The 19,614-nt window shown below is 38.0% G+C and carries 21 protein-coding genes; 20 read left to right on the top strand and 1 reads right to left on the bottom strand.

Features of this window, described 5'->3' with window-relative positions:
- The first annotated feature begins 159 nt into the window (after window positions 1–159).
- Window positions 160–903, top strand: a complete 744-nt coding sequence (locus V192_RS20200; protein ID WP_239644681.1) for a DUF975 family protein — start codon at window positions 160–162, stop codon at window positions 901–903.
- A 14-nt stretch (window positions 904–917) separates the two neighbouring features.
- Window positions 918–1,106, top strand: a complete 189-nt coding sequence (locus V192_RS22305; RefSeq protein ID WP_239644682.1) for a hypothetical protein — start codon at window positions 918–920, stop codon at window positions 1,104–1,106.
- A gap of 228 nt (window positions 1,107–1,334) precedes the next feature.
- On the opposite strand, the gene V192_RS0113015 is transcribed toward V192_RS22305, so the two are convergent.
- Window positions 1,335–2,033, bottom strand: coding sequence for a TIGR00266 family protein (locus V192_RS0113015; protein WP_025872409.1), 699 nt, complete (start codon window positions 2,031–2,033; stop codon window positions 1,335–1,337).
- 383 nt (window positions 2,034–2,416) lie between these two features.
- Here V192_RS0113015 and mobA point away from each other — a divergent pair, with 383 nt between their 5' ends.
- From mobA to V192_RS0113105, 18 genes are all read left to right on the top strand, one after another.
- Window positions 2,417–2,956 (top strand): molybdenum cofactor guanylyltransferase, encoded by a 540-nt coding sequence (mobA, locus tag V192_RS0113020; protein ID WP_275574541.1) that lies wholly within the window; start codon window positions 2,417–2,419, stop codon window positions 2,954–2,956.
- A 27-nt stretch (window positions 2,957–2,983) separates the two neighbouring features.
- The gene (locus tag V192_RS0113025; RefSeq protein WP_025872413.1) at window positions 2,984–3,793 is read left to right on the top strand and encodes a formate/nitrite transporter family protein; all 810 of its coding nucleotides are present in this window, start codon (window positions 2,984–2,986) and stop codon (window positions 3,791–3,793) included.
- On the top strand, window positions 3,780–4,346 hold the full coding sequence (locus V192_RS0113030; protein WP_025872415.1) for a hypothetical protein: 567 nt from the start codon (window positions 3,780–3,782) through the stop codon (window positions 4,344–4,346). The genes V192_RS0113025 and V192_RS0113030 overlap by 14 nt, the downstream gene beginning before the upstream one ends.
- A gap of 14 nt (window positions 4,347–4,360) precedes the next feature.
- Window positions 4,361–4,849 (top strand): NADH-quinone oxidoreductase subunit NuoE family protein, encoded by a 489-nt coding sequence (locus V192_RS0113035; protein ID WP_025872417.1) that lies wholly within the window; start codon window positions 4,361–4,363, stop codon window positions 4,847–4,849.
- An 11-nt stretch (window positions 4,850–4,860) separates the two neighbouring features.
- Window positions 4,861–6,159, top strand: a complete 1,299-nt coding sequence (locus V192_RS0113040; protein WP_025872419.1) for a complex I 51 kDa subunit family protein — start codon at window positions 4,861–4,863, stop codon at window positions 6,157–6,159.
- Window position 6,160: 1 nt separating this feature from the next.
- A complete protein-coding gene (gene fdhF, locus V192_RS0113045; RefSeq protein WP_025872421.1) occupies window positions 6,161–8,881 on the top strand; it encodes a formate dehydrogenase subunit alpha in 2,721 nt (906 codons plus the stop codon).
- 14 nt (window positions 8,882–8,895) lie between these two features.
- Window positions 8,896–10,098 carry a molybdopterin molybdotransferase MoeA gene (locus V192_RS0113050; RefSeq protein WP_025872423.1) on the top strand — a complete coding sequence of 401 codons (1,203 nt, stop codon included), beginning with the start codon at window positions 8,896–8,898 and terminating at the stop codon, window positions 10,096–10,098.
- Window positions 10,099–10,317: 219 nt separating this feature from the next.
- On the top strand, window positions 10,318–10,818 hold the full coding sequence (gene moaC / locus V192_RS0113055) for a cyclic pyranopterin monophosphate synthase MoaC (RefSeq protein WP_025872425.1): 501 nt from the start codon (window positions 10,318–10,320) through the stop codon (window positions 10,816–10,818).
- A gap of 24 nt (window positions 10,819–10,842) precedes the next feature.
- Window positions 10,843–11,808 carry a GTP 3',8-cyclase MoaA gene (moaA, locus tag V192_RS0113060; protein ID WP_035011380.1) on the top strand — a complete coding sequence of 322 codons (966 nt, stop codon included), beginning with the start codon at window positions 10,843–10,845 and terminating at the stop codon, window positions 11,806–11,808.
- Window positions 11,809–11,814: 6 nt separating this feature from the next.
- Window positions 11,815–12,249: an MOSC domain-containing protein gene (locus tag V192_RS0113065; protein WP_025872429.1), complete on the top strand. Its 435-nt coding sequence runs from the start codon at window positions 11,815–11,817 to the stop codon at window positions 12,247–12,249.
- On the top strand, window positions 12,242–12,715 hold the full coding sequence (locus V192_RS0113070) for a MogA/MoaB family molybdenum cofactor biosynthesis protein (protein WP_025872432.1): 474 nt from the start codon (window positions 12,242–12,244) through the stop codon (window positions 12,713–12,715). The genes V192_RS0113065 and V192_RS0113070 overlap by 8 nt, the downstream gene beginning before the upstream one ends.
- Before the next feature lie 15 nt (window positions 12,716–12,730).
- Entirely contained in the window at window positions 12,731–13,705 is a 975-nt protein-coding gene (locus V192_RS0113075) for a molybdopterin-binding protein (protein WP_025872434.1), read from the top strand.
- A gap of 21 nt (window positions 13,706–13,726) precedes the next feature.
- Window positions 13,727–14,545, top strand: coding sequence for a molybdate ABC transporter substrate-binding protein (gene modA, locus V192_RS0113080; protein ID WP_025872436.1), 819 nt, complete (start codon window positions 13,727–13,729; stop codon window positions 14,543–14,545).
- A 9-nt stretch (window positions 14,546–14,554) separates the two neighbouring features.
- Window positions 14,555–15,226, top strand: coding sequence for a molybdate ABC transporter permease subunit (modB, locus tag V192_RS0113085; protein ID WP_025872438.1), 672 nt, complete (start codon window positions 14,555–14,557; stop codon window positions 15,224–15,226).
- Window positions 15,223–16,224 (top strand): sulfate/molybdate ABC transporter ATP-binding protein, encoded by a 1,002-nt coding sequence (locus tag V192_RS0113090; protein WP_025872440.1) that lies wholly within the window; start codon window positions 15,223–15,225, stop codon window positions 16,222–16,224. Before modB ends, V192_RS0113090 begins: the two co-directional genes overlap by 4 nt.
- A gap of 222 nt (window positions 16,225–16,446) precedes the next feature.
- Window positions 16,447–17,343: an ABC transporter ATP-binding protein gene (locus V192_RS20205; RefSeq protein ID WP_025872442.1), complete on the top strand. Its 897-nt coding sequence runs from the start codon at window positions 16,447–16,449 to the stop codon at window positions 17,341–17,343.
- Window positions 17,340–18,488, top strand: a complete 1,149-nt coding sequence (locus V192_RS0113100) for an ABC transporter permease (RefSeq protein WP_025872444.1) — start codon at window positions 17,340–17,342, stop codon at window positions 18,486–18,488. The genes V192_RS20205 and V192_RS0113100 overlap by 4 nt, the downstream gene beginning before the upstream one ends.
- Window positions 18,485–19,609, top strand: a complete 1,125-nt coding sequence (locus V192_RS0113105; RefSeq protein WP_025872446.1) for an ABC transporter permease — start codon at window positions 18,485–18,487, stop codon at window positions 19,607–19,609. The genes V192_RS0113100 and V192_RS0113105 overlap by 4 nt, the downstream gene beginning before the upstream one ends.
- Window positions 19,610–19,614 lie beyond the last annotated feature (5 nt).

Genomic DNA, 19,614 nt, shown 5'->3' on the forward strand with positions numbered 1-19,614 from the left:
CCGAAAGCGTAGTGAGTTTTTTATTTATATTATTATTTCTCATAAATTTTAACAATGATCGAAGGAATTGAGTGACCGTAGTAATTGATTACAAGGTATAATTATAAGTGTATTAAAATAGATAGTAACCTCTATCCAAAGGTTAAAGGAGAATAAAAAATGATTCGAAGTGAGTTGAAAAAGAAAGCCCAGAGCCATCTGCATGGCTATTATGGAAATTGGAGTTTACTTGCTATTATTCCAAGTGCTGTTTTATTTATCTATTTCTTTTTTGTAATAGTGTTGTTTCAAGCGCCAGCTAGTGCTCCAGATCAATCAAATGATTATAAATCTTGGCAAGATGACTATTCGGAAAAGTCAAACCTCCCTAATAATGAGTATCAAAAGGGGTATGATGATGGTTATTTTGATGGCTATGACGAAGGGTATGATGATGGTTTTTACAATGATGATTCTTATGATGAAGACAAGTATGGCGGAGAAAACTTGGATTCACTTTCCCATAAACTAGTTAAATCACCATTGAAAAATACCACACGAACGGTTACGTATACTCAGACAACAACAGTAGAAACCAATTTTGGTGGCTTTTTTGCTTTCTTATTTGGGACTCTTTTATTGTTAGTTACTATTTTATATCGCGGCATGGTTCAATGGGCTGCAATTGATAATGTGGAAGGTCGTAAGTTTAGTCTTAAAACAATCTTCAGTGCATTTATTAAAGAGAATGGGAAACGAACGGTTATTGCCAACCTTTTAGTTACACTGTATACATTTTTATGGTCCTTATTGTTTGTTATCCCAGGTGTTATCAAGCAGTTGTCGTATGGCATGACTAATTATTTATTGAAAAAAGACCCTGAATTAACACCTAAGCTGCGATGGCGCTTAGCCAAGAGTTGATGCAAGGATACAAGTTGGAATATTTGATTTTTTCTTATTCATTTGTTTTCTGGCAGTTTGCAACGTTTTTCAGTTTCGGTTTAGCTAGTATGTATGTTGTTCCGTATTATGGTGTATCAGAAGTACTATTTTTTGATCAGATTATTGCAGAAAAACATTATTTATTTTCACAAGAAAAAGCTGCTGGATTTGAAGATTTTTAGAACGTTTAAATGAAAGAGGTTAAGACAGAAATGTTTAACTCCAAGAAATAAGCTTGAATTCACGGAAATGGTTGTGAATTCAAGCTTATTTTGGACGTCTTCAAATCTTAGCGATTTAGGACTTAGAATTTGATGTGATCGAAAGGGTGTGTTGTAGTTCCTTCCGCTAGCAGCATTTATTCGGATTTATATCCAAAGATAAGTCGCTTTGAAGTGATTCTATCTGATTTATGAACCAGTACTAATAAAAGGAGTGATCAAACCAGCTAAGCCTTCAATATTTCTTGTTTGGATCATAATCGTTCCAGTCCCGTGGAATTCATTTACAACACCTTCACCTGTAGTAAAACCAAACAACCCAGAGGCAACTTTGATATTGTAATCCAGTGTCTCAGACCAGGCAACAACGTGTTGATTATCCACAACGAACGGTTTGCTTCCGTCTAAGTGAATCTCAATAATGTCACCATAGCTATTGATCAGTAATGAGCCGGAACCAGCTGTTTCCATTACGAATAGCCCACCAGTACCGCCAAAAATCGCACCGCTCAGCTTTTGACGTTTCATATTATAAGAAACAGAGGCATCACAAGCTAAAAAAGCACCTGTATTTAAACGCCAATGTTCTGCACCAACCTGTAATTCTTTGATTGCTCCTGGTGTTGCCGGAGCTAAAGCCATTTTAGCAGTATCGGTTAGACCAGATGCTTTTGTGATAAAGAAGCTCTCCCCACTTGACATTGAACGACCTAAGGCACGGATCGCACCACCGAAGCCAGACTTTCCGTTGCTGTTCATTTTCCCTTCAAGATTGATTTCACCATTGTGGTAAACCATTGCACCACTTTCTAGTTGAATGCTTTCCCCTGTTTTTAATGCTACTTCTACTAATGGAAAAACCGTATTTTCTGTCATTTTATACTCCATTGATAAACCTCCTTTTTGTGTTAATTACTAGTATACCGCATCTAACAGTGACTTTCTTCAAAATTTTTAAAATAAAATAACGAAGAGTTTTCGCCTAGTTGATTTTATGTGAAAATTGACCGTAGCAAAGCGGAGTTAAGCTTCTTTTTAGTTGTTTATTATAACAAGAATAAATCACTTCAGAGTAAGAAATAGTAAAATAGTAATTGACTTGTTGAATAGATGTTTTATAATAGAATAAAAGTTATAGCTAAAAAATATTTTTTAGCTATAATAAAAATTTAGTTAACGTTGAATAAGTAAAACTTGTTTTAGAACACTAGATTTAAATTCAGGGAGGTGTAATAATCTTAAATCAAGTTGCTGATTGTACGGCGGTTATTTTGTGTGGTGGGAAAAGTTCGCGGATGGGGTTTGATAAGTCATTATTACAAGTCGATGGGGAATATATGCTACTGAGGAGTGTTGCTCAGCTTAAAAGAATTTTTTCAAACGTTTTATTGGTGACAAACAAGCAAAGTAAATTTCCAGCAATTTTCTCACAAGTAGAAATTTTAGAAGATCATTATTCAGAAAAAGGGCCTCTTGGCGGTTTGGTCACAGCATTGGAAACTGTAAAAACACAGCATCTTTTTTTATTAGCTTGTGATATCCCTAACTTGAATAGTACGCTGATTCAAAGAATGGCGAACTATTGTGAAGCATATGATGTGGTTATTTGTGAACAAGATAAGCGCCTTGAGCCTTTATTTGCCTTTTATCGTACGACTTGCCTGCCTGTTTTACAGCCGCAACTAGTTACGAATGACTGGCGAATTAGAAAAGAGTTTGATCAGTTGCTAGTAAAAGTAGTGGCGCTGGATTCTTCTTTTATATTAAAAAATGTCAATACACCAATGGAATTAGTATGGTGGAATCAATAAAAATAAGATCGAAGAAAGGAGTTTGAAATGGATTTTGATAGTAGCTTGGAAGTGGTCACAAGTTTAGGGGATAAGGCTGTAGCTAAAAGTAAGTTATCCTTTTTTCGACTGAGTATTTTAGGAATCATGGCAGGTTCTTTTATCGCATTGGGGTACTTAGCATTTATTCGAATCTCAGGAACAGTACCTAAAAGCTGGGGTGGTTTTTCAACATTTTTAGGTGGGTGTTTATTTCCAATTGGATTGGTAGCGCTTACTTTTGTTGGTGGGGAACTTGCCACAGGGAATATGATGGTGATGACGCTCGGTGTTTTACAAAAAAAGATCAGTGGACAACAGTTGCTTTCCAATTGGTTGATTGTTTTGTTTACCAACTGTTTGGGTGGGATGATGGTCGCTTACTTTTTTGGGCATATTGTTGGATTGACAGAGGGAGCTTTTTTGGAAAAGACATTGTCAGTTGCTCAGGCAAAGATTGGAGATTCGCCCCTGGTAGCATTTATTTCAGGGATCGGCTGTAACATTTTCGTCTGTTTGGCGGTTTATCTTGGTGCTATGGGTAAAAGTTATCTTGGCAAAATGTTTGGTCTGTGGTTTCCAGTGATGGTTTTTGTGGTGTGTGGTTTTCAGCATGTAGTCGCAAATGCATTTATTATACCAGCAGCTATTTTTTCAAATGCCAGTGAAATTTTATGGTCCGATTATTTGCTCAATACGTTGTTTGTGTTTTTAGGGAATGCAGTCGGTGGTAGTTTGTTTTTGGCGGTACCATTGATGTATCTGAACAGCGAGAAGCAAGAAATGCGTGAGCCGGAGGGAACGTATGAAAAATATTGAACTTCTTGATATGATCCAAATTGGTTCTACAGGACGTAATAGTGGTAAAACAACGATTGCAAAACAGCTGATTGCTGCAAATTGTCGACGTTTTTCTATCTATGGTTTAAAAGTTATTACGATCAGCGGTGCCCGCGGTAAATGTCAGCGAGGAGAAACGGGTTGCGGGATTTGTACAAGTATTGATGAAGGCTACGAGCTGACTGAGGAAAAAAATTGTAGTGGATCAAAGGATACGATGCAACTACTAAAAGCAGGTTGTAAGAAAGTCTTTTTGCTAAAAGTATTCCATGATCATCTGCTAGAAGGTTTTTTAACTTTTCTTCAGCTTGTTCCAAGAGATACCATAATCATTTGTGAGTCAAATTCAATTCGTGAAGTAGTCAAACCAGGTTTATTTATTATGATGGATAACCAAAAAGGGATCAAAAAAACAGCTGCAAAAGTAATCGATCAGGCAGATATTATTTTAGATAGACCCGAATTACCAGAGACTTTTTCTTTGACAAAAAAGAAAGAGGGCATTTGTCTTTTGGAAAAAAATGCAGGATAGGAGAGAAAAGAAGTATGAGTTCATTGAGTTTATCAGAGAAAGAGGCCATCATTTTAGCAAATGATTCAGATCCTCAGCGCATATTAAATATACTGATTGCCATTCAATACGATTCCGAAGAAGGGTATATAGATGAAGAAACAGCTAAATTGGTAGCAGATCGGCTACATTTATCGCAAGCTCGCGTATATGAAATCTTAAGCTTTTACGCCATTTTGAAGACAGAGCCACAGGCAAAATATGTGTTGAAAATTTGTAATAGTACGCCCTGTTTATATACCGGAGGTCGGATGTTATCTGAATTGTTAGAAACAATCTTGGAAGTACCAGCAGACCAGCCGACACCGGACGGACTGTTTATGTATCATAGTATTCCTTGCATTGGTGCGTGTGATCAAGGTCCAGTAATCAAAATCAAAGATACAGTATTTGGTGATCTGACAGAAGCAAAGGTTTATCAATTGATCGATGACCTCCAGAACGGATGTTATCAAGAGCTATAGGAGGAAAAAAGATGATCGAACGTAATCAATCAGTCTTATTGAAACGTACAACGCAAATGAAACAGGCAACTGATGTAACAGAATATCGGAAATATGATGGTTTTTCTGGTTTATTAAATGCAATCGAAATGGAGAAAGAAGCTATTTTAGATGAACTGGACTTAGCACATTTAAGAGGACGAGGCGGAGCAGCTTTTCCTTTAGGCAAAAAATGGCGGCATTTGTATGGAGCTAAAGGGGCTACAAAATATATCGTTTGTAATGCAGATGAAGGCGAACCAGGCACTTTTAAAGACAAAGCTTTGTTGGAACATGATCCGTTGAGCGTAATTGAAGGAATGGTGATTGCTGGCTATCTTTTTTCTGCTAAAGCTGGCTATATTTACATGCGTGGTGAATATCGACGAATTCAGAAAATTTTTCAAGAAGCATTAGATAATGCTGAACAGGCAGGCTTTTTAGGCAAAAATATTCTAGGCATTCAAGGGTTTGATTATAAAATCACGATTATTTCAGGTGCGGGTGCCTATGTTTGTGGTGAGAATTCAGCACTTCTAAATTCGATCGAAGGGAAAACAGGCAGACCTAGAGTAAAGCCGCCGCATTTGGCGGATGTCGGGTTATACTTGCAGCCGACCTTAGTAAATAATGTTGAATCATTTGCAGGAATACCTGTTATTTTACGAGAAGGTGGTCAGGCATATCGTGATTTGGGAACTGAGGATGGTGGCGGTACGAAATTGATTTGTTTATCTGGTCATATTAAAAATCGCGGATTGTACGAAGTCAATCTTGGGACACCTTTACAAGAAATTCTTTATTCAAAAGAATATGGCGGCGGCTCATCTACAGGTCGGCCCTTAAAGTTTATTCATTTTGGTGGACAATCTGGACCAATTGGAGCCGTTCAAAATTTGGATGACTGTATTTATTCTTATGAAGGATTATGGGATAAGGATTTGTCAATTGGTTCCGGGGCGATCGTTGTGATGGATGATCAGGTAAGTATTGTTGATTATTTAGTCAATGTAGCCGCATTTTTTGCACATGAATCTTGTGGTAAATGTACCCCGTGCCGTTTAGGAACAACACGGATTTTAGAACTTTTGACAAAATTCAATACTCAAACAGCTGTTGTAGGCGATATTGAGCGGCTAGAAAAAATGTTGCAGCATGTGACCAATCTCTCCGCTTGTGGGTTAGGTCAATCTGTGGCCAATCCAATGAAAAGTGGCTTAACTTATTTTCCAGAGGAATTTGAAGCAGGTATCCGTGAGGCGGTAGCACCAGTAAAAGGGGGGCTTTGGTAAGATGGAAACAAAAATAAAAACTGCAACGGTGACAATGTCGATCGATGATCAGTCGGTCACTGTACCAAAAGGAACGACAGTATTAGAAGCTGCCACAATGTTAAACATTGATATTCCAACACTTTGCCATCTAAAAGAACTGGCGCCGGATGGATCATGCCGGATGTGTACGATTGAAGTCGAAGGTGGACGAAAAGGTGGTTTGACGACAGCTTGTACGGCACATTGTCAAGAAGGAATGGTGGTTCATACAGCATCACCTAGAGTCAATGACTCTCGCCGCTTCGTGCTGGATCTTTTATTGAGTAACCATAAATTAGAATGCTTCTCTTGTGGTAAAAATGGTGATTGTAAGCTACAGGATTATTGTTTGGATTACGGTATTGATGATACCAGTTTTACTGACGGAAAACGTATGCCTTGTCATCAAGAAGATACGAGCAATCCCTTTTTTGATTATGATCCAGAAAAGTGTGTCATGTGTAGACGTTGTTCTAAGGTCTGCCAATTGCGCCAAGGACGAGATGTGATCAGTATTTCTAAACGCGGCTTTGATACGAAAATGACACCAAGTTATGGAGCGAATTTTGATCAATCGCTGTGTGAGTCTTGCGGAAATTGCGTCTCTGCCTGTCCAACAGGTGCCTTAGTCAGTAAAGATCATAAAACATATCGAGAATGGGAGACGAAAAAAATCCCAACAACCTGTCCTCATTGCGGAACAGGTTGCCAAATGAATCTTGTGGTTAAAGGCAATAAATTAGTTGGGGTAGAGCCGATCAATGGTGCCGCCAATAAAAATCTTTTATGCGTTAAAGGTAAATTTGCATCCTACAAATTTGTTGGTTCAGGTGACCGTTTGACTGAACCATTGATTAAACGAAATGGTATTTTTGAACCTGCGACTTGGGATGAAGCATTGACCTTAGTGGCAGAGAAATTTAATCAATTGAAAATCGATCATGGTCCTGATTCCTTAGCTGGTTTTTCCTGTTCACGCTCGATCAACGAAGATAATTATGTTTTCCAAAAAATGATGCGAGCAGCTGTTGGAACCAATAATGTAGATAACTGTGCTCGTGTTTGTCATTCTGCATCTGTACATGGGTTGGCGCATACTTTAGGATCAGGGGCGATGACTAATCCCATCTCAGATATTACGACAGATGTTGAAGTCATTTTATTAGTTGGCTCTAATCCAGAAGAAGCTCATCCTGTGATCGGATCACAAATTCGCCAAGCCATGCAACGGGGAACCAAAGTCATTGTCGTTGATCCACGTAAAATCGACTTAGTGAAAAATAGTGAACTTCATCTGCAGATCCAAGCCGGCACAAATGTCGCTTTTGCAAATGGCATGATGCATGTGATTTTAAAAGAAGGTTTAGCAGATCGAACGTTTATTGAAGAAAAAACTGAAGGATTTGGAGCGCTGGAACAATTAGTAGCAGAATACACACCAGAAAAAGTTGCCGAAATTTGTCACATTAAAGCCGACGAGTTGATCAAAGCAGCAAGAATGTATGCCAAGGCAGAAAAAGCACCAATTATCTATTGTCTAGGCGTAACAGAGCATTCTACAGGGACCGAAGGCGTTATGAGTATGTCTAATCTAGCTATGCTTGTTGGAAAAATCGGTAAGCCTGGCTGCGGTGTCAATCCGCTACGTGGTCAAAATAATGTACAAGGGGCTTGTGATATGGGCTGCATGCCTTATGATTTCCCTGGATATCAAAAAGTCGCCAATCCAGATGCAATGAAGAAGTTTGAAGACGCTTGGGGTGTTACACTAAATAAAAAAGTTGGCATGACCTCCACACAAGTCTTACCTGCGGCAACAGAAGGGAAGATCAAAGGCCTGTATATTTTTGGAGAAGATCCGATTGTAACAGATCCAGATACGAATCATGTACGTAAAGCATTAGAAAATCTAGAATTTTTTGTTGTCCAAGAATTGTTTATGACCGAGACAGCAGCTTATGCAGATGTCGTGTTACCAGGAATCAGTTATGCTGAAAAAGACGGAACCTTTACCAATACTGAAAGACGTGTTCAGCGAGTACGAAAAGCTGTTGAGCCAAAAGGTGAGGCTAGAGAAGACTTTGATATTTTCTGTGATGTCATGACGCGTCTTGGCTATCCATGTCATTATGAGTCAGCCAAAGAGATCATGGATGAAATTGCCAGCGTGACGCCAACTTTTGGTGGGATCAACTACGACCGATTGGAAGAAACAGGCGGTTTGCAGTGGCCATGTCGCAATCAGGAAGACCCTGGGACACCAATCATGCATGTTGGTGAGTTTACTCGCGGTAAAGGCTTGTTTATGGCGATCCCGTATAAGAAATCGAGAGAATTGCCGGATGAAAGCTATCCTTATTTAATGTCTACGGGTAGAATGCTCTATCATTACAATACTAGGGCAATGACAGGACGAACAGAAGGCATCAATCAAATCGCTAATCGTTCTTATATTGAAATCAACACAGTAGATGCGATGCGTTTAGGTATTGAAGAAGGGGACAAAGTTGTAGTCAAATCTAGGCGTGGAAGGATTGAAACGTATGCTGCTGTAGGCAATCGCGTCTTTCCTCAAGAAGTATTTATGACCTTCCATTTTCCTGATGGGAATGTAAATGAGCTGACCAATGCTGCATTTGATGATATTGCGATTATTCCTGAATACAAGGTGTGTGCAGTTGATATTGCACCTGTTAAGTAAATGGAGTTGATCGAATGATTGAAGTCGAAGAAGCGATAGCCAAAATTCAACAAGTATCCGCCCAGCAAAAAAAAGTAGAACTTGTTCCTATTTTAGAGGCTGTAGGTCGGGTTTGTGCCGAAGATATTCAAGCAAAAATAGCTGTTCCTCATTTCCCAAGAGCTGGAATGGATGGTTATGCAGTCGTGGCTTCGGAAACACAAGGAGCTAGTTTCGAGCAACCAGTTTGCTTAACGGTCATGAATTCAATTTTTGCAGGGGATTCAGAATATGATTTCGTAAAAAGGCCAAAATCTGCAGTGAAAATCATGACAGGTGCACCGATCCCAGCGGGCTATGATGCAGTTATCAAACAAGAATGGACGGACTATGGTGACACCGAAGTCAAGCTCTACCGAGCAATCAAAGCTTTCGACAATTATGGTATTGTCGGTGAAGATGTCCAGAGGGATCAGAAAATCATTTCCCAATATCAATTGATCAATAGCCGGGCTGTTGGCATCTTAGCTGCGCAAGGAATCAAGGAAATTCCTGTTTTAGAGCCAATGAAAATTGGCATCTTAGCCACAGGTAGTGAGTTGGTTTCTTTAGGAACACCACTAACCTCTGGGAAAATTTATGACAGTAATTTGTATACATTGGCGGCTTTTATCCAATCAAGCGGTAGCCAAGTTATTTTCAAAAAGCATTGTTCAGATAATATTGCTGAAATTTCTCGTTTTATCCATGAAAAAATAGAAGAAGTCGATTTGTTGATCACAACAGGCGGCGTATCTGTTGGAGAAAAAGATTATGTTCCTCAAGTGATCCAGCAACTGAAAGGAGAGCAACTGTTCCACTTTGTAAATATGAAACCAGGCACGCCTGTGATGGCAAGCCTATACAAGGAACGAGTTATTTTAAGTTTGTCAGGAAATCCATTTGCTTCTGTGGTCAATCTTCATTTATTTTATTGGTCGACGTTGGCTCATTTTATGAAGTGCCCAGAATTAAACTTAGAGAAACGTGAAGTTCAATTAATGGAGACATTAAAGCCATCAGGAATTCGTCGTTTTATTCGGGCATATGAGGAAGATGGTGTAGTTTCTCTAGTCTCAAAACTACATTTTTCGTCTGTTTTCCATAATACACTTGAAACAAACTGCCTGATCGATCAACCTGCTAAAAAGGAGTTGAAAGAGGGCGATTACGTAATGGTTTATTATTGGAAATTTTAAAGAAGTATTAGTTGCTTCTATCTGAGGGTCTCAGCTCTATTAAATGCTGTGAAACAAAAGGAAAACTCACTTTTGTTTCACAGTATTTTCATTTTTTCGTTTCTAAAAAAAATTATTTATATCAGATTGTTTTTTTTTAGCTATAGTGATAAACTTAAGCTAAAGAGAATGTTACGTAGTTAACAAACTGAAAATGAAAGCGTTTTAAGGGGTGTTTAAATGAAGGAACCTTTGAAATTTACCCACGTAAATGAACAAGGAAATGCACGTATGGTGGATGTTTCTGAAAAGGAATCTAGTATAAGAATAGCGACCGCTTATGGAGAAATCCATATGAACAAAGAAGTGGCCGATGGTATTAAACATCAAACAATAAAAAAAGGTGAAGTCCTCCAAGTGGCAAGAGTGGCTGGAATCATGGCAGCCAAGAAAACGTTTGAATTGATTCCACTTTGTCATGTCTTAGCCTTGAGCAAGTGTGAAGTAGTATTCAACTGGAAAACAGATCAAATTTTAACGGTCCACTGTGTAACAAAAACTGTTGGTCAAACAGGGGTGGAGATGGAAGCATTGATGGGAGCAAATATTGCGTTACTAACGGTTTATGATATGTGTAAGGCTCTTGATCGCGAAATGATGATCACAAATGTTTGTTTAGTCGAAAAATCCGGTGGGAAAAGTGGACACTTTATCTCTAAAAGTCATGTGACTGATGAATAAAAAGGCAAAAGGAGCACAACTAAAATGAAGGATTCTTTTAATCGTGAAATTGATTATGTTCGATTATCTGTGACGGATCGTTGCGATCTTCGTTGTACCTATTGTATGCCGGCTACAGGTATGTGTTTTCTCAAAAAAACAGAAATGTTAAGCTTTGATGAAATTCTTTTTTTACTCAGGAATCTGGCCGAACAAGGTATCAAAAAAGTGAAAATCACTGGTGGCGAACCACTGACTAGACCAGATACTGTTGCGTTGATCAAAGCAATCAAAACAATCAAAGGGATTGAAAAAGTAACGTTAACAACGAACGGTATTCAACTGGTAAGGTATGCTAGTGCGTTAAAAGAGGCTAAATTAGATGGAATTAACATCAGTATCGATACGCTTGATCCAGATGAATTTCATGAGATTACCAGAGTAGGTGAGTTGAAAAGAGTACTGGCTGGTTTAAAAAAAGCAATAGAAGTGGGTTTGCCTAATATTAAAGTCAACACTGTCGCCAGAGGAGAACTGACTGATGAAGAAATCTGTGAAATCGCTTCTCTTGCTAAAGCTGATGCAATTCATGTGCGTTTTATCGAATTGATGCCGATTGGATTGGGAAAAGGCTGCCCAGGTAAAACTCAAGAAGAGATCATGTCGGTGTTACAGACAACTTATGGTGAACTACATTCTTTTGAGCAATCATTAGGTAATGGTCCTGCAAGTTATTTTTCTTTAACAGAATTTAAAGGGAAAATTGGCTTTATCAGTGCCTTAGGGCATTGCTTTTGTGCAGAGTGTGATCGAATTCGTATCACAGCTGATGGTTGTTTGAAAACCTGTCTACATATGGATGATGGATGTGAACTGAAAGAAGCCTTACAGACAAAAAATAAAGAATTATTATGCGCACAAGTTTTTTCAGCGATTCAGAAAAAGCCTGAGAAACATCATTTTCTTGAGAGTCAGGGTGATTCTCGGTTAATGTCACAAATTGGAGGGTAAAGGATTATGGCAGTCGGAGAAATTATCGGAATCAATATCAGTGAACGGCGGGGTACCCAGAAAAAAGAGATTGCAGAAGTTGACTTAGTAAAAGGGTTTGGATTAGAAAATGACGCTCATGGTGGCAACTGGCATCGTCAGGTCAGTTTATTGTCCTTTGAGAAAATCACAGAGTTTAATGAACGAGGAGCGCGTGTCGGGAATGGTGCTTTTGGTGAAAATATTATTGTATCAGGAATTGATTTACGTTTATTACCTGTAGGTAGTCAAATTCGGATCGGTGAAGCAGCCTTGGTGGTCACTCAGATTGGAAAGGAATGCCATAAGCATTGCCAGATTTATGCGCGCGTAGGTGATTGTATCATGCCTAGAGAAGGCATTTTCGCTGTTGTTGTTGAAGCAGGTCATATTAAAAAAGGAGATAGACTTGAAGTTGTATAAAGTAGGAATCATTACATTGAGCGATAAAGGCTATCAAGGTCTTCGGGAAGATGAGTCAGGTCAGCTCATAAAGCAACTGATCGCTGATAAATTTGAGGTGGTCAGACAAACCATTTTGTCGGATGATATAGCTACTTTAAAAAATTTATTCATTGAGTGGTGTGACGTGTGTGATTTGATTTTAACGACTGGAGGAACTGGCTTAGGTGTTCGTGATATTACACCGGAAGCAACCTTAAGTGTAGCAGAAAAAACGATTCCGGGTATTAGTGAAGGAATGCGCATGTCTAGTATTCAAAAAACACCATTTGCTATGCTGAGCCGTGGGGTTGCTGTACAACGAGGAAAAACCTTGATCATCAATTTGCCGGGAAATCCTAAAGGTGTAAATGAAAATTTGACCTATGTATTGCCGATTCTACCTCATGCCCTAGACATTTTAACTGATCGAAAAACAGAGCATTAAGTGGAGGAAACACAGATGAAAGTTGTAAAAACAGTTGATGCACAAGGCTTGATTTTATGTCAGGATATCACCAAAATCGTTAGAGGAGAGTATAAGGGCGCTATCTTTACTAAGGGGCATCAAGTGACCTCAGAGGATATTCCTGTACTGCTTTCACTTGGAAAAGAGCATTTATTTTTAGAATCTGAGGAGTCAAATTTAATCCATGAAAATGAGGCTGCTGCTTTTTTATACCAGTTGATTTCAGGAGAATTTATGCAACCAACGCTCGTTACAGAAGGCAAAATCGAGGCAGTTGCTGAAGTAGATGGACTATTAAAAGTAAATAAAGAGCTTTTATTTAAGCTAAATTCGATCGGTAAAATCGCTGTTGCGACATTGAAGAACAATCAAAAAGTAAGTGCTGGTCAAAAACTTGCAGGAACACGGATCATTCCTTTAGAAATTGAGCCAGAAAAATTAATGGAAGCAGAACGCTTGACCTGCAATGATGCGGTTTTATCACTGATTCCGTTTAAACCTGTATCAGTTGGGATCGTTACGACAGGAAGTGAAGTGTTTAATGGCCTGATTGAAGATTCTTTTACACCAGTAGTGAAAGAAAAGTTGTCTTATTATCCGAGTGCTACAATTGAATTTCATGAAATCGTCAATGATGATCCAATGATGATTACGAGATCTATTGAAGGAATGATCGATAAAGGAGCGGATATCGTTCTTTGTACAGGTGGCATGAGTGTTGATCCAGATGATCGCACGCCGCTAGCAATCAAGCAAACAGGAGCTGAAATCATTTCCCACGGTACACCTGTTTTACCTGGGTCAATGCTATTGATTGCCTATTTAGGTGAAAAAACAATCGTAGGTTTGCCTGGGGGAGTTATGTTTTCCAAACAAACTGTTTTTGATTTACTATTGCCGAGAATAATCGCTCAAGACAAAATAACCAAAGAAGAAATCGCTCATTTAGGTTATGGTGGCTTTTTATAAAAAAGCATTGTAGGAGGAGAGATAATGAAACAACATCGGAAAATAAGTGTTCTGGCGTTATTAGTACTGGTATTTTTAGTTGTATCGGGTTGTACATCAAATGAGAAACAAACAACTGCTGCAACTAATTCCAGTAACTCAGAGGAGCATCATTTATTGATCGCAGCCGCAGCGAGTCTTGAGTCGGTCATGGAAAAACAAATTATTCCCGCATTCATGGAAGACAATCCTGGGACAACGATTGAAGGGAATTACGACAGTTCTGGAAAATTACAGTCACAAATCGAAAAAGGCTTGGAAGCAGATATTTTCTTTTCAGCTGCGACAAAACAAATGGATGCGTTAGTCTCACAAAAATTGATCGATAAAGATAGTGTCACACCTTTACTCCAAAATCAATTAGTGATGATCATATCAAGCTCTTCAGATGCTGATTGGAAGGATTTTAGCGATTTGAAGAAAGCAGAAATGATTGCAGTAGGTGATCCTGCTAGTGTTCCTGCCGGTCAATACGCTGAAAAAGGGTTAAAAGCATTAGGTGATTGGGAGTATGTCAAGGAGCATGCTAGTTTTGGGACGAATGTAACAGAGGTTTTAAATTGGGTTGCACAAGGTAGTGCGCAAGCTGGTCTAGTTTATGCTACGGATGCTGCATCAAATGATAAAGTAAAAGTCGTAGCAGTGTTACCAGAAGATACCTTAAATGAACCAATTATTTATCCTGTTGGTATCGTTGAAAAGTCAAAAGAAAAAGCAATGGCTGAGAAGTTCCTCACCTTTTTGGAAAGTAAAGAAGTGGCTAAATACTTTGAAGATACTGGGTTTATTATGAATAAGTAGGTGAGTCTGATGGATTTGAGTCCAATCATTATTTCTTTTAAAACAGCAATCATTGCAATAGCCTTTACTTTTATTAGCGGAACGTTGATTGCCTATTTGGTATTTCGTATGAAGCATCACGGATTAAAAATCTTGTTCAACAGTTTATTCACCTTACCGCTGGTGCTGCCGCCAACGGTTTTTGGTTTCTTTTTATTGGATATTTTTGGTGTTCAGCAGCCAATTGGGCGGTTTCTATTGGATTTTTTTGCAGTGAAGGTCGTTTTTTCATGGACAGCTACAGTGATTGCCGCAGTTGCGGTATCATTTCCTTTGATGTACCGTTCAGCCATTGCGGCATTTGAACAAATCGATCCTGAAATCATTGCGGCAGCCCAAACATTAGGATTTTCAGAACGAAAAATATTTTTGAAAATCGCGTTGCCTCTAGCGATCAATGGGCTTTTAGCAGGGGGCGTGTTAGCTTTTGCTCGCGGATTAGGAGAGTTTGGCGCTACTACAATGTTAGCAGGAAATATCGCTGGAAAAACACGAACACTTCCTTTGGCGATTTATTCAGCGGTTGCAGCAGGTGATTGGGCTTTGGCACAAAAGTACGTTGCGATCATCGTGACCATTTGTTTATTGATTCTATGTTTAACAGAGCTGTTCAGCAGAAAAGCTGGGAGGACGCAAGCATGAAACTGGTTGTTGATATTCAAAAAAAGTTAAGAGATCATCTGTTGATAGCAAACTTTGAAATAGAGGCAACAACACTTGGTATTTTAGGGGCATCTGGTTGCGGGAAAAGCATGCTGCTTAAATGTATTGCTGGTATCGAAACGCCGGATTCAGGTCGTATTCAACTAGGTAATCGTGTGTTGTTTGATCAGGAAAATAAGATCGATTTACCACCACAACAACGTAAAGTTGGCTTGCTTTTTCAACAATATGCACTATTCCCTCACTTAACAGTCTATAAAAACTTAACGAGTGTGACCAAAGATTCGCAATTGATCTTAGAGTTGTTGCACATGTTTCATTTAGAAAACGTAAAAAATAGTTATCCTAGACAGCTTTCAGGTGGGCAAAAGCAAAGAGTAGCTTTAGCGCGTATGTTGGCATCAGAACCTGAATTGTTATTGTTGGACGAACCATTTTCAGCGTTGGATACATCGCTAAAAGAAGAACTTCAGCTTGAATTACAAAAGCATTTGAAGGATTTTAGAGGCAATGTCTTGATCGTTAGTCATAGTTTGGATGAACTCTATCGACTTTGTCCATTACTTGTGGTCATGACCGAAGCGGGTTTGATCAAAGGTACAACAACAGATATATTTAAACAACCTCAAACGATCGAAGCCGCTCGACTAACTGGCTGCAAAAACATATTCCCGGTTAAACGGATTGATTCTCATACCGTTCAAGTTAGTGGATGGGAAACGCCACTAACAGTTGCCGTAAAAGTGCCGACAGATTGTCATTATATTGGTATTCGAGCGCATGATTTGCTGCTTGATGAGATTGAAGTCAATCAGTTAGAGGTGAAATATGTCACTAGTCAGCAAACACCATTTGAACAAAACGCTTGGTTTACTTGTAAAGAAATCGATCTTTGGTGGAAAGGCAGTAAGCAGATCGAGGCTAGCAAAGTCAACAGATTTAGTCTTGCACCGGAGGCAATCATGGTTTTAAAATAATATAGAAATTGGTTCGTTAAAGATTTATTTGATGTGCACCCAACTGTTTGTCATTGCAGCAGACAATTTGGGTGTTTATTCTATTTGGCTGAAAATAGCCTTCTAACTTTATTCACATATTGTTCATTGAAATGACAAGTCTGTACCTATTGCTTAATGCTAAAATAGTAGTTGAAAGATTGTAGAGATTAAACAATCAAGAATAATAGGAGAAAGATAAAAATGGGGAAGATTTTAGAAATCAAAGGAGTAACCAAATATTTTGGTGAACAGCAAGTTTTAGATGAGCTTGATTTTTCGTTGGATGAGCCCAAGATCATTGCTTTAGTAGCACCAAATGGTACAGGGAAAACAACGTTACTAAATAGCATTGCAAACATCGATCCAATCAATTCAGGGACGATTCAGATCTTTGGACAACCGAATACAGATTACCGCTTATTTTATAAAATGTCTTATTTACAGGATGCTTCTATTTTATATGGAAATTTGACTGGCTGGGATCATTTGGAATTTGTCCGTAAAGAACAAGGTAAAACAAAAGAAGAACTTCAGCAATTGGTCATAGAGTTGGGGATTGCCGATTACTTAAAAAAGAAAGTCAAACATTATTCTTTAGGAATGAAGCAGCACTTATTGTTAACGGTATCTTTGATCAACAAACCTGAGCTACTTTTAATGGATGAACCGTTAAATGGCTTAGACCCAGACAGCATTATCAAAGTACGAAATATTATTCGAACATTAGCTGATCAAGGTGTATCGATGATTATTTCTTCTCATAATCTTGAGGAAATTGAAAAAGTGACGGAACATGTGCTCTTTTTGTATAAAGGAAAATTAATTAGAAAAGAAGAGGTTATGATCGATACCCTAGAGTATACGATCGTTTTAAAAGATCTCGAAAAAGCACTCTCTTTTTTATCGAGAATCGAAGTCGTATGCACTAAACTCTCTGAGTATAAGCTAGTCGGAACATTTTCTAAACAGCAATTTAATGTGTTTCAATCTTTTTGCAAAGAGCAGGAAATAGAATTATTTGATTGTCAGGCGACAAATGGTCAGTTAGAATCTGTGTATTTTAATTTATATGGTAAAAATCAGTGGAGTTCATTATGAATTTTGAATGGAAAAAATGGATCAAAAATCCTAAAAATATTATTTTGATAGGTTTGGCTATACTCTCGGTTTTTGTTTCCTTAACAAATCTTTATTATAAGAATCTAGGGGAAGATCAAGCTGTTTTTAACCATTTAAAAGCACTTAATGACGAAATCGACCCGCCGCAAGGATATAGTGGACCAAAGGAAAATTACAAGTTATTACTACTTTTAGATGAAAACGGGAAGCTTCCTTCTAATAAAGAACAAGCACTTCAAAAAATCTTGATCGATATTATTTATCTGTTAGAAGATGAGCACACTGCTCAGGTAGAGAAAAAGTGGCTTGAAAAAACTAAGATTCAAATGGAACGACTAACATTACAGCAAAAATATCTGGATCTTGGTGGCGAACCGTGGCGCAATGAAACTAATATTGCTGAACAGCTGGCTCGTGATCAATGGCTTCTCGAGCGGGACATTCCGATTGCAAACGTAGAAATCGGGCAACAAGGCTTTTATTTTGTCTATTATTTGTTAAGTCATTGGATGAATTTTATTATAGTGACTATGATTGGTTTATGCTTTTTTGATTTCTTAACAAGCGAATATGAACGGAAAAATTATTTGTTTATGGCAGTTCAACCAATCAATACGATGCGATTTTTTCAACGTAAATATGTGGTAGCGGTGAGTATTTTTGTTGGTGGTTTGATCATGTTATTAGCTTTAGGCTTTATCGTAGCAAGTCTAGTGCATGGAACAGGTTCATTGATGTATCCAATAGCCATTTATCAAGGAACAGCGTTTAAGTTGATCCCGTTATGGAACTTTTTGATTAAAACAATCAGCTTACAAGTGCTCTTTATCATGTGTGCAATCAGTTTTCTATTATTGTTGTCTAAGTGGGTAAAAAATGCTGTAGAAGTACTTGGATTATTTCTGATCATCATGCTTGTACCAGTCATTTTAGAAAAACTGATTCCAAAAATTCATGTGATCAGTTTTGCTCTTCCTTTTTTCTATATGGACACGAATACTAAAATAGTAGAAATCAGCGGTCACTTTTCAACCTCTTATGTTATTCAAGTGCTCGTTTTAATCAGCTGGAATCTCGTGTTAGCTCTGATTTGGCAACTGAATTGGAGGGAGAAAAAAGGATGAATCTGATTTGGTTTGAAGGTAAGAAAACATGGCAAACGCGAAAAACATATTTATTTTTGCTATTAGGGCTTTTGTTGACCGTCATTTTATTTATATTTAATAGCTATCAGGGACAAAAAGAAAACAATGCTATAGCTTTATTGACAGAAGACAAAACAGAAGTTATGGGACTAGGTAGTTATAGTGATGAAATCAATCAATTCTTGAAAGAGACGAACCAAAACATAGCGATACAAGAAGAGAACTTTCGCACCGACGCTGATCAGGGAAAATCATTAATTGGAAAATTGACGCTACCAACCTATCCATTTTATCGGAAAATGCTAAACGAAGAATTAGTGAAACGTAAATTGCCTCCTCAATCGATGCGTTACGGAACGAGAAATACGATTTTTACAGCGATCTTATTCTCTTATTTGGCGAGTAGCTTTGGCATCGTTTGGTTGTTGTTTTTGTTTGGTGACAGCTTGACCAAGGAAATTGAAGAGCAAAGTATGTATTTCTATTTTTCTCAACCTGTAAAGAGAGGCCGCTTGTATTTCACTAAGTACTTTTTAGTATGGTTACAGTCAGTGTTGGCGATGGGGTTAGTACTAGTTTTTGGTTTTGTGGTAGCAAGTCTGTTCTCAGGTGCAAGTTCATTTGATTATCCAGTGATTGTTTTTACAGAAAAGTCGATGACAATGATTCCGATACTTCAATACACTGGACAAGTATTTTTGGTGTTTATGTTTGTTTTAGGCTTTTGTTTTGCTCTTCATTTTTTGGTTAGTATTTTGTTGAAGAAAACAAGTTTTAGCATAGTTATCACGCTGCTGATTTTATTTGAAGGCTATACTTTAAGTACGTTGAACAATGACTTTATGAGAAAAATCGCTCAGTTCAATCCATTTGTATATTTGAACGTGAGTCGATTGTTTGTGGGTTATGATTTTCGCCCATTTGAGCTATTTTCAATTGAAAATCAGGAGTATTATGCTAACTGGTGTTTGCCACGAACATTGCATAATGCTCAAATCAATAGTATAAATGGTCTTTTTACTTTAACTGTTGGGACGATACTATTGTTGTCTCTAGGCTATTTTTGCTTTAAGAAAAATGTTCATCGTTGGAAAATTTAAAACGG

The sequence above is a fragment of the Enterococcus crotali genome (assembly GCF_000633635.1).
Taxonomy (GTDB): domain Bacteria; phylum Bacillota; class Bacilli; order Lactobacillales; family Enterococcaceae; genus Enterococcus_L; species Enterococcus_L crotali.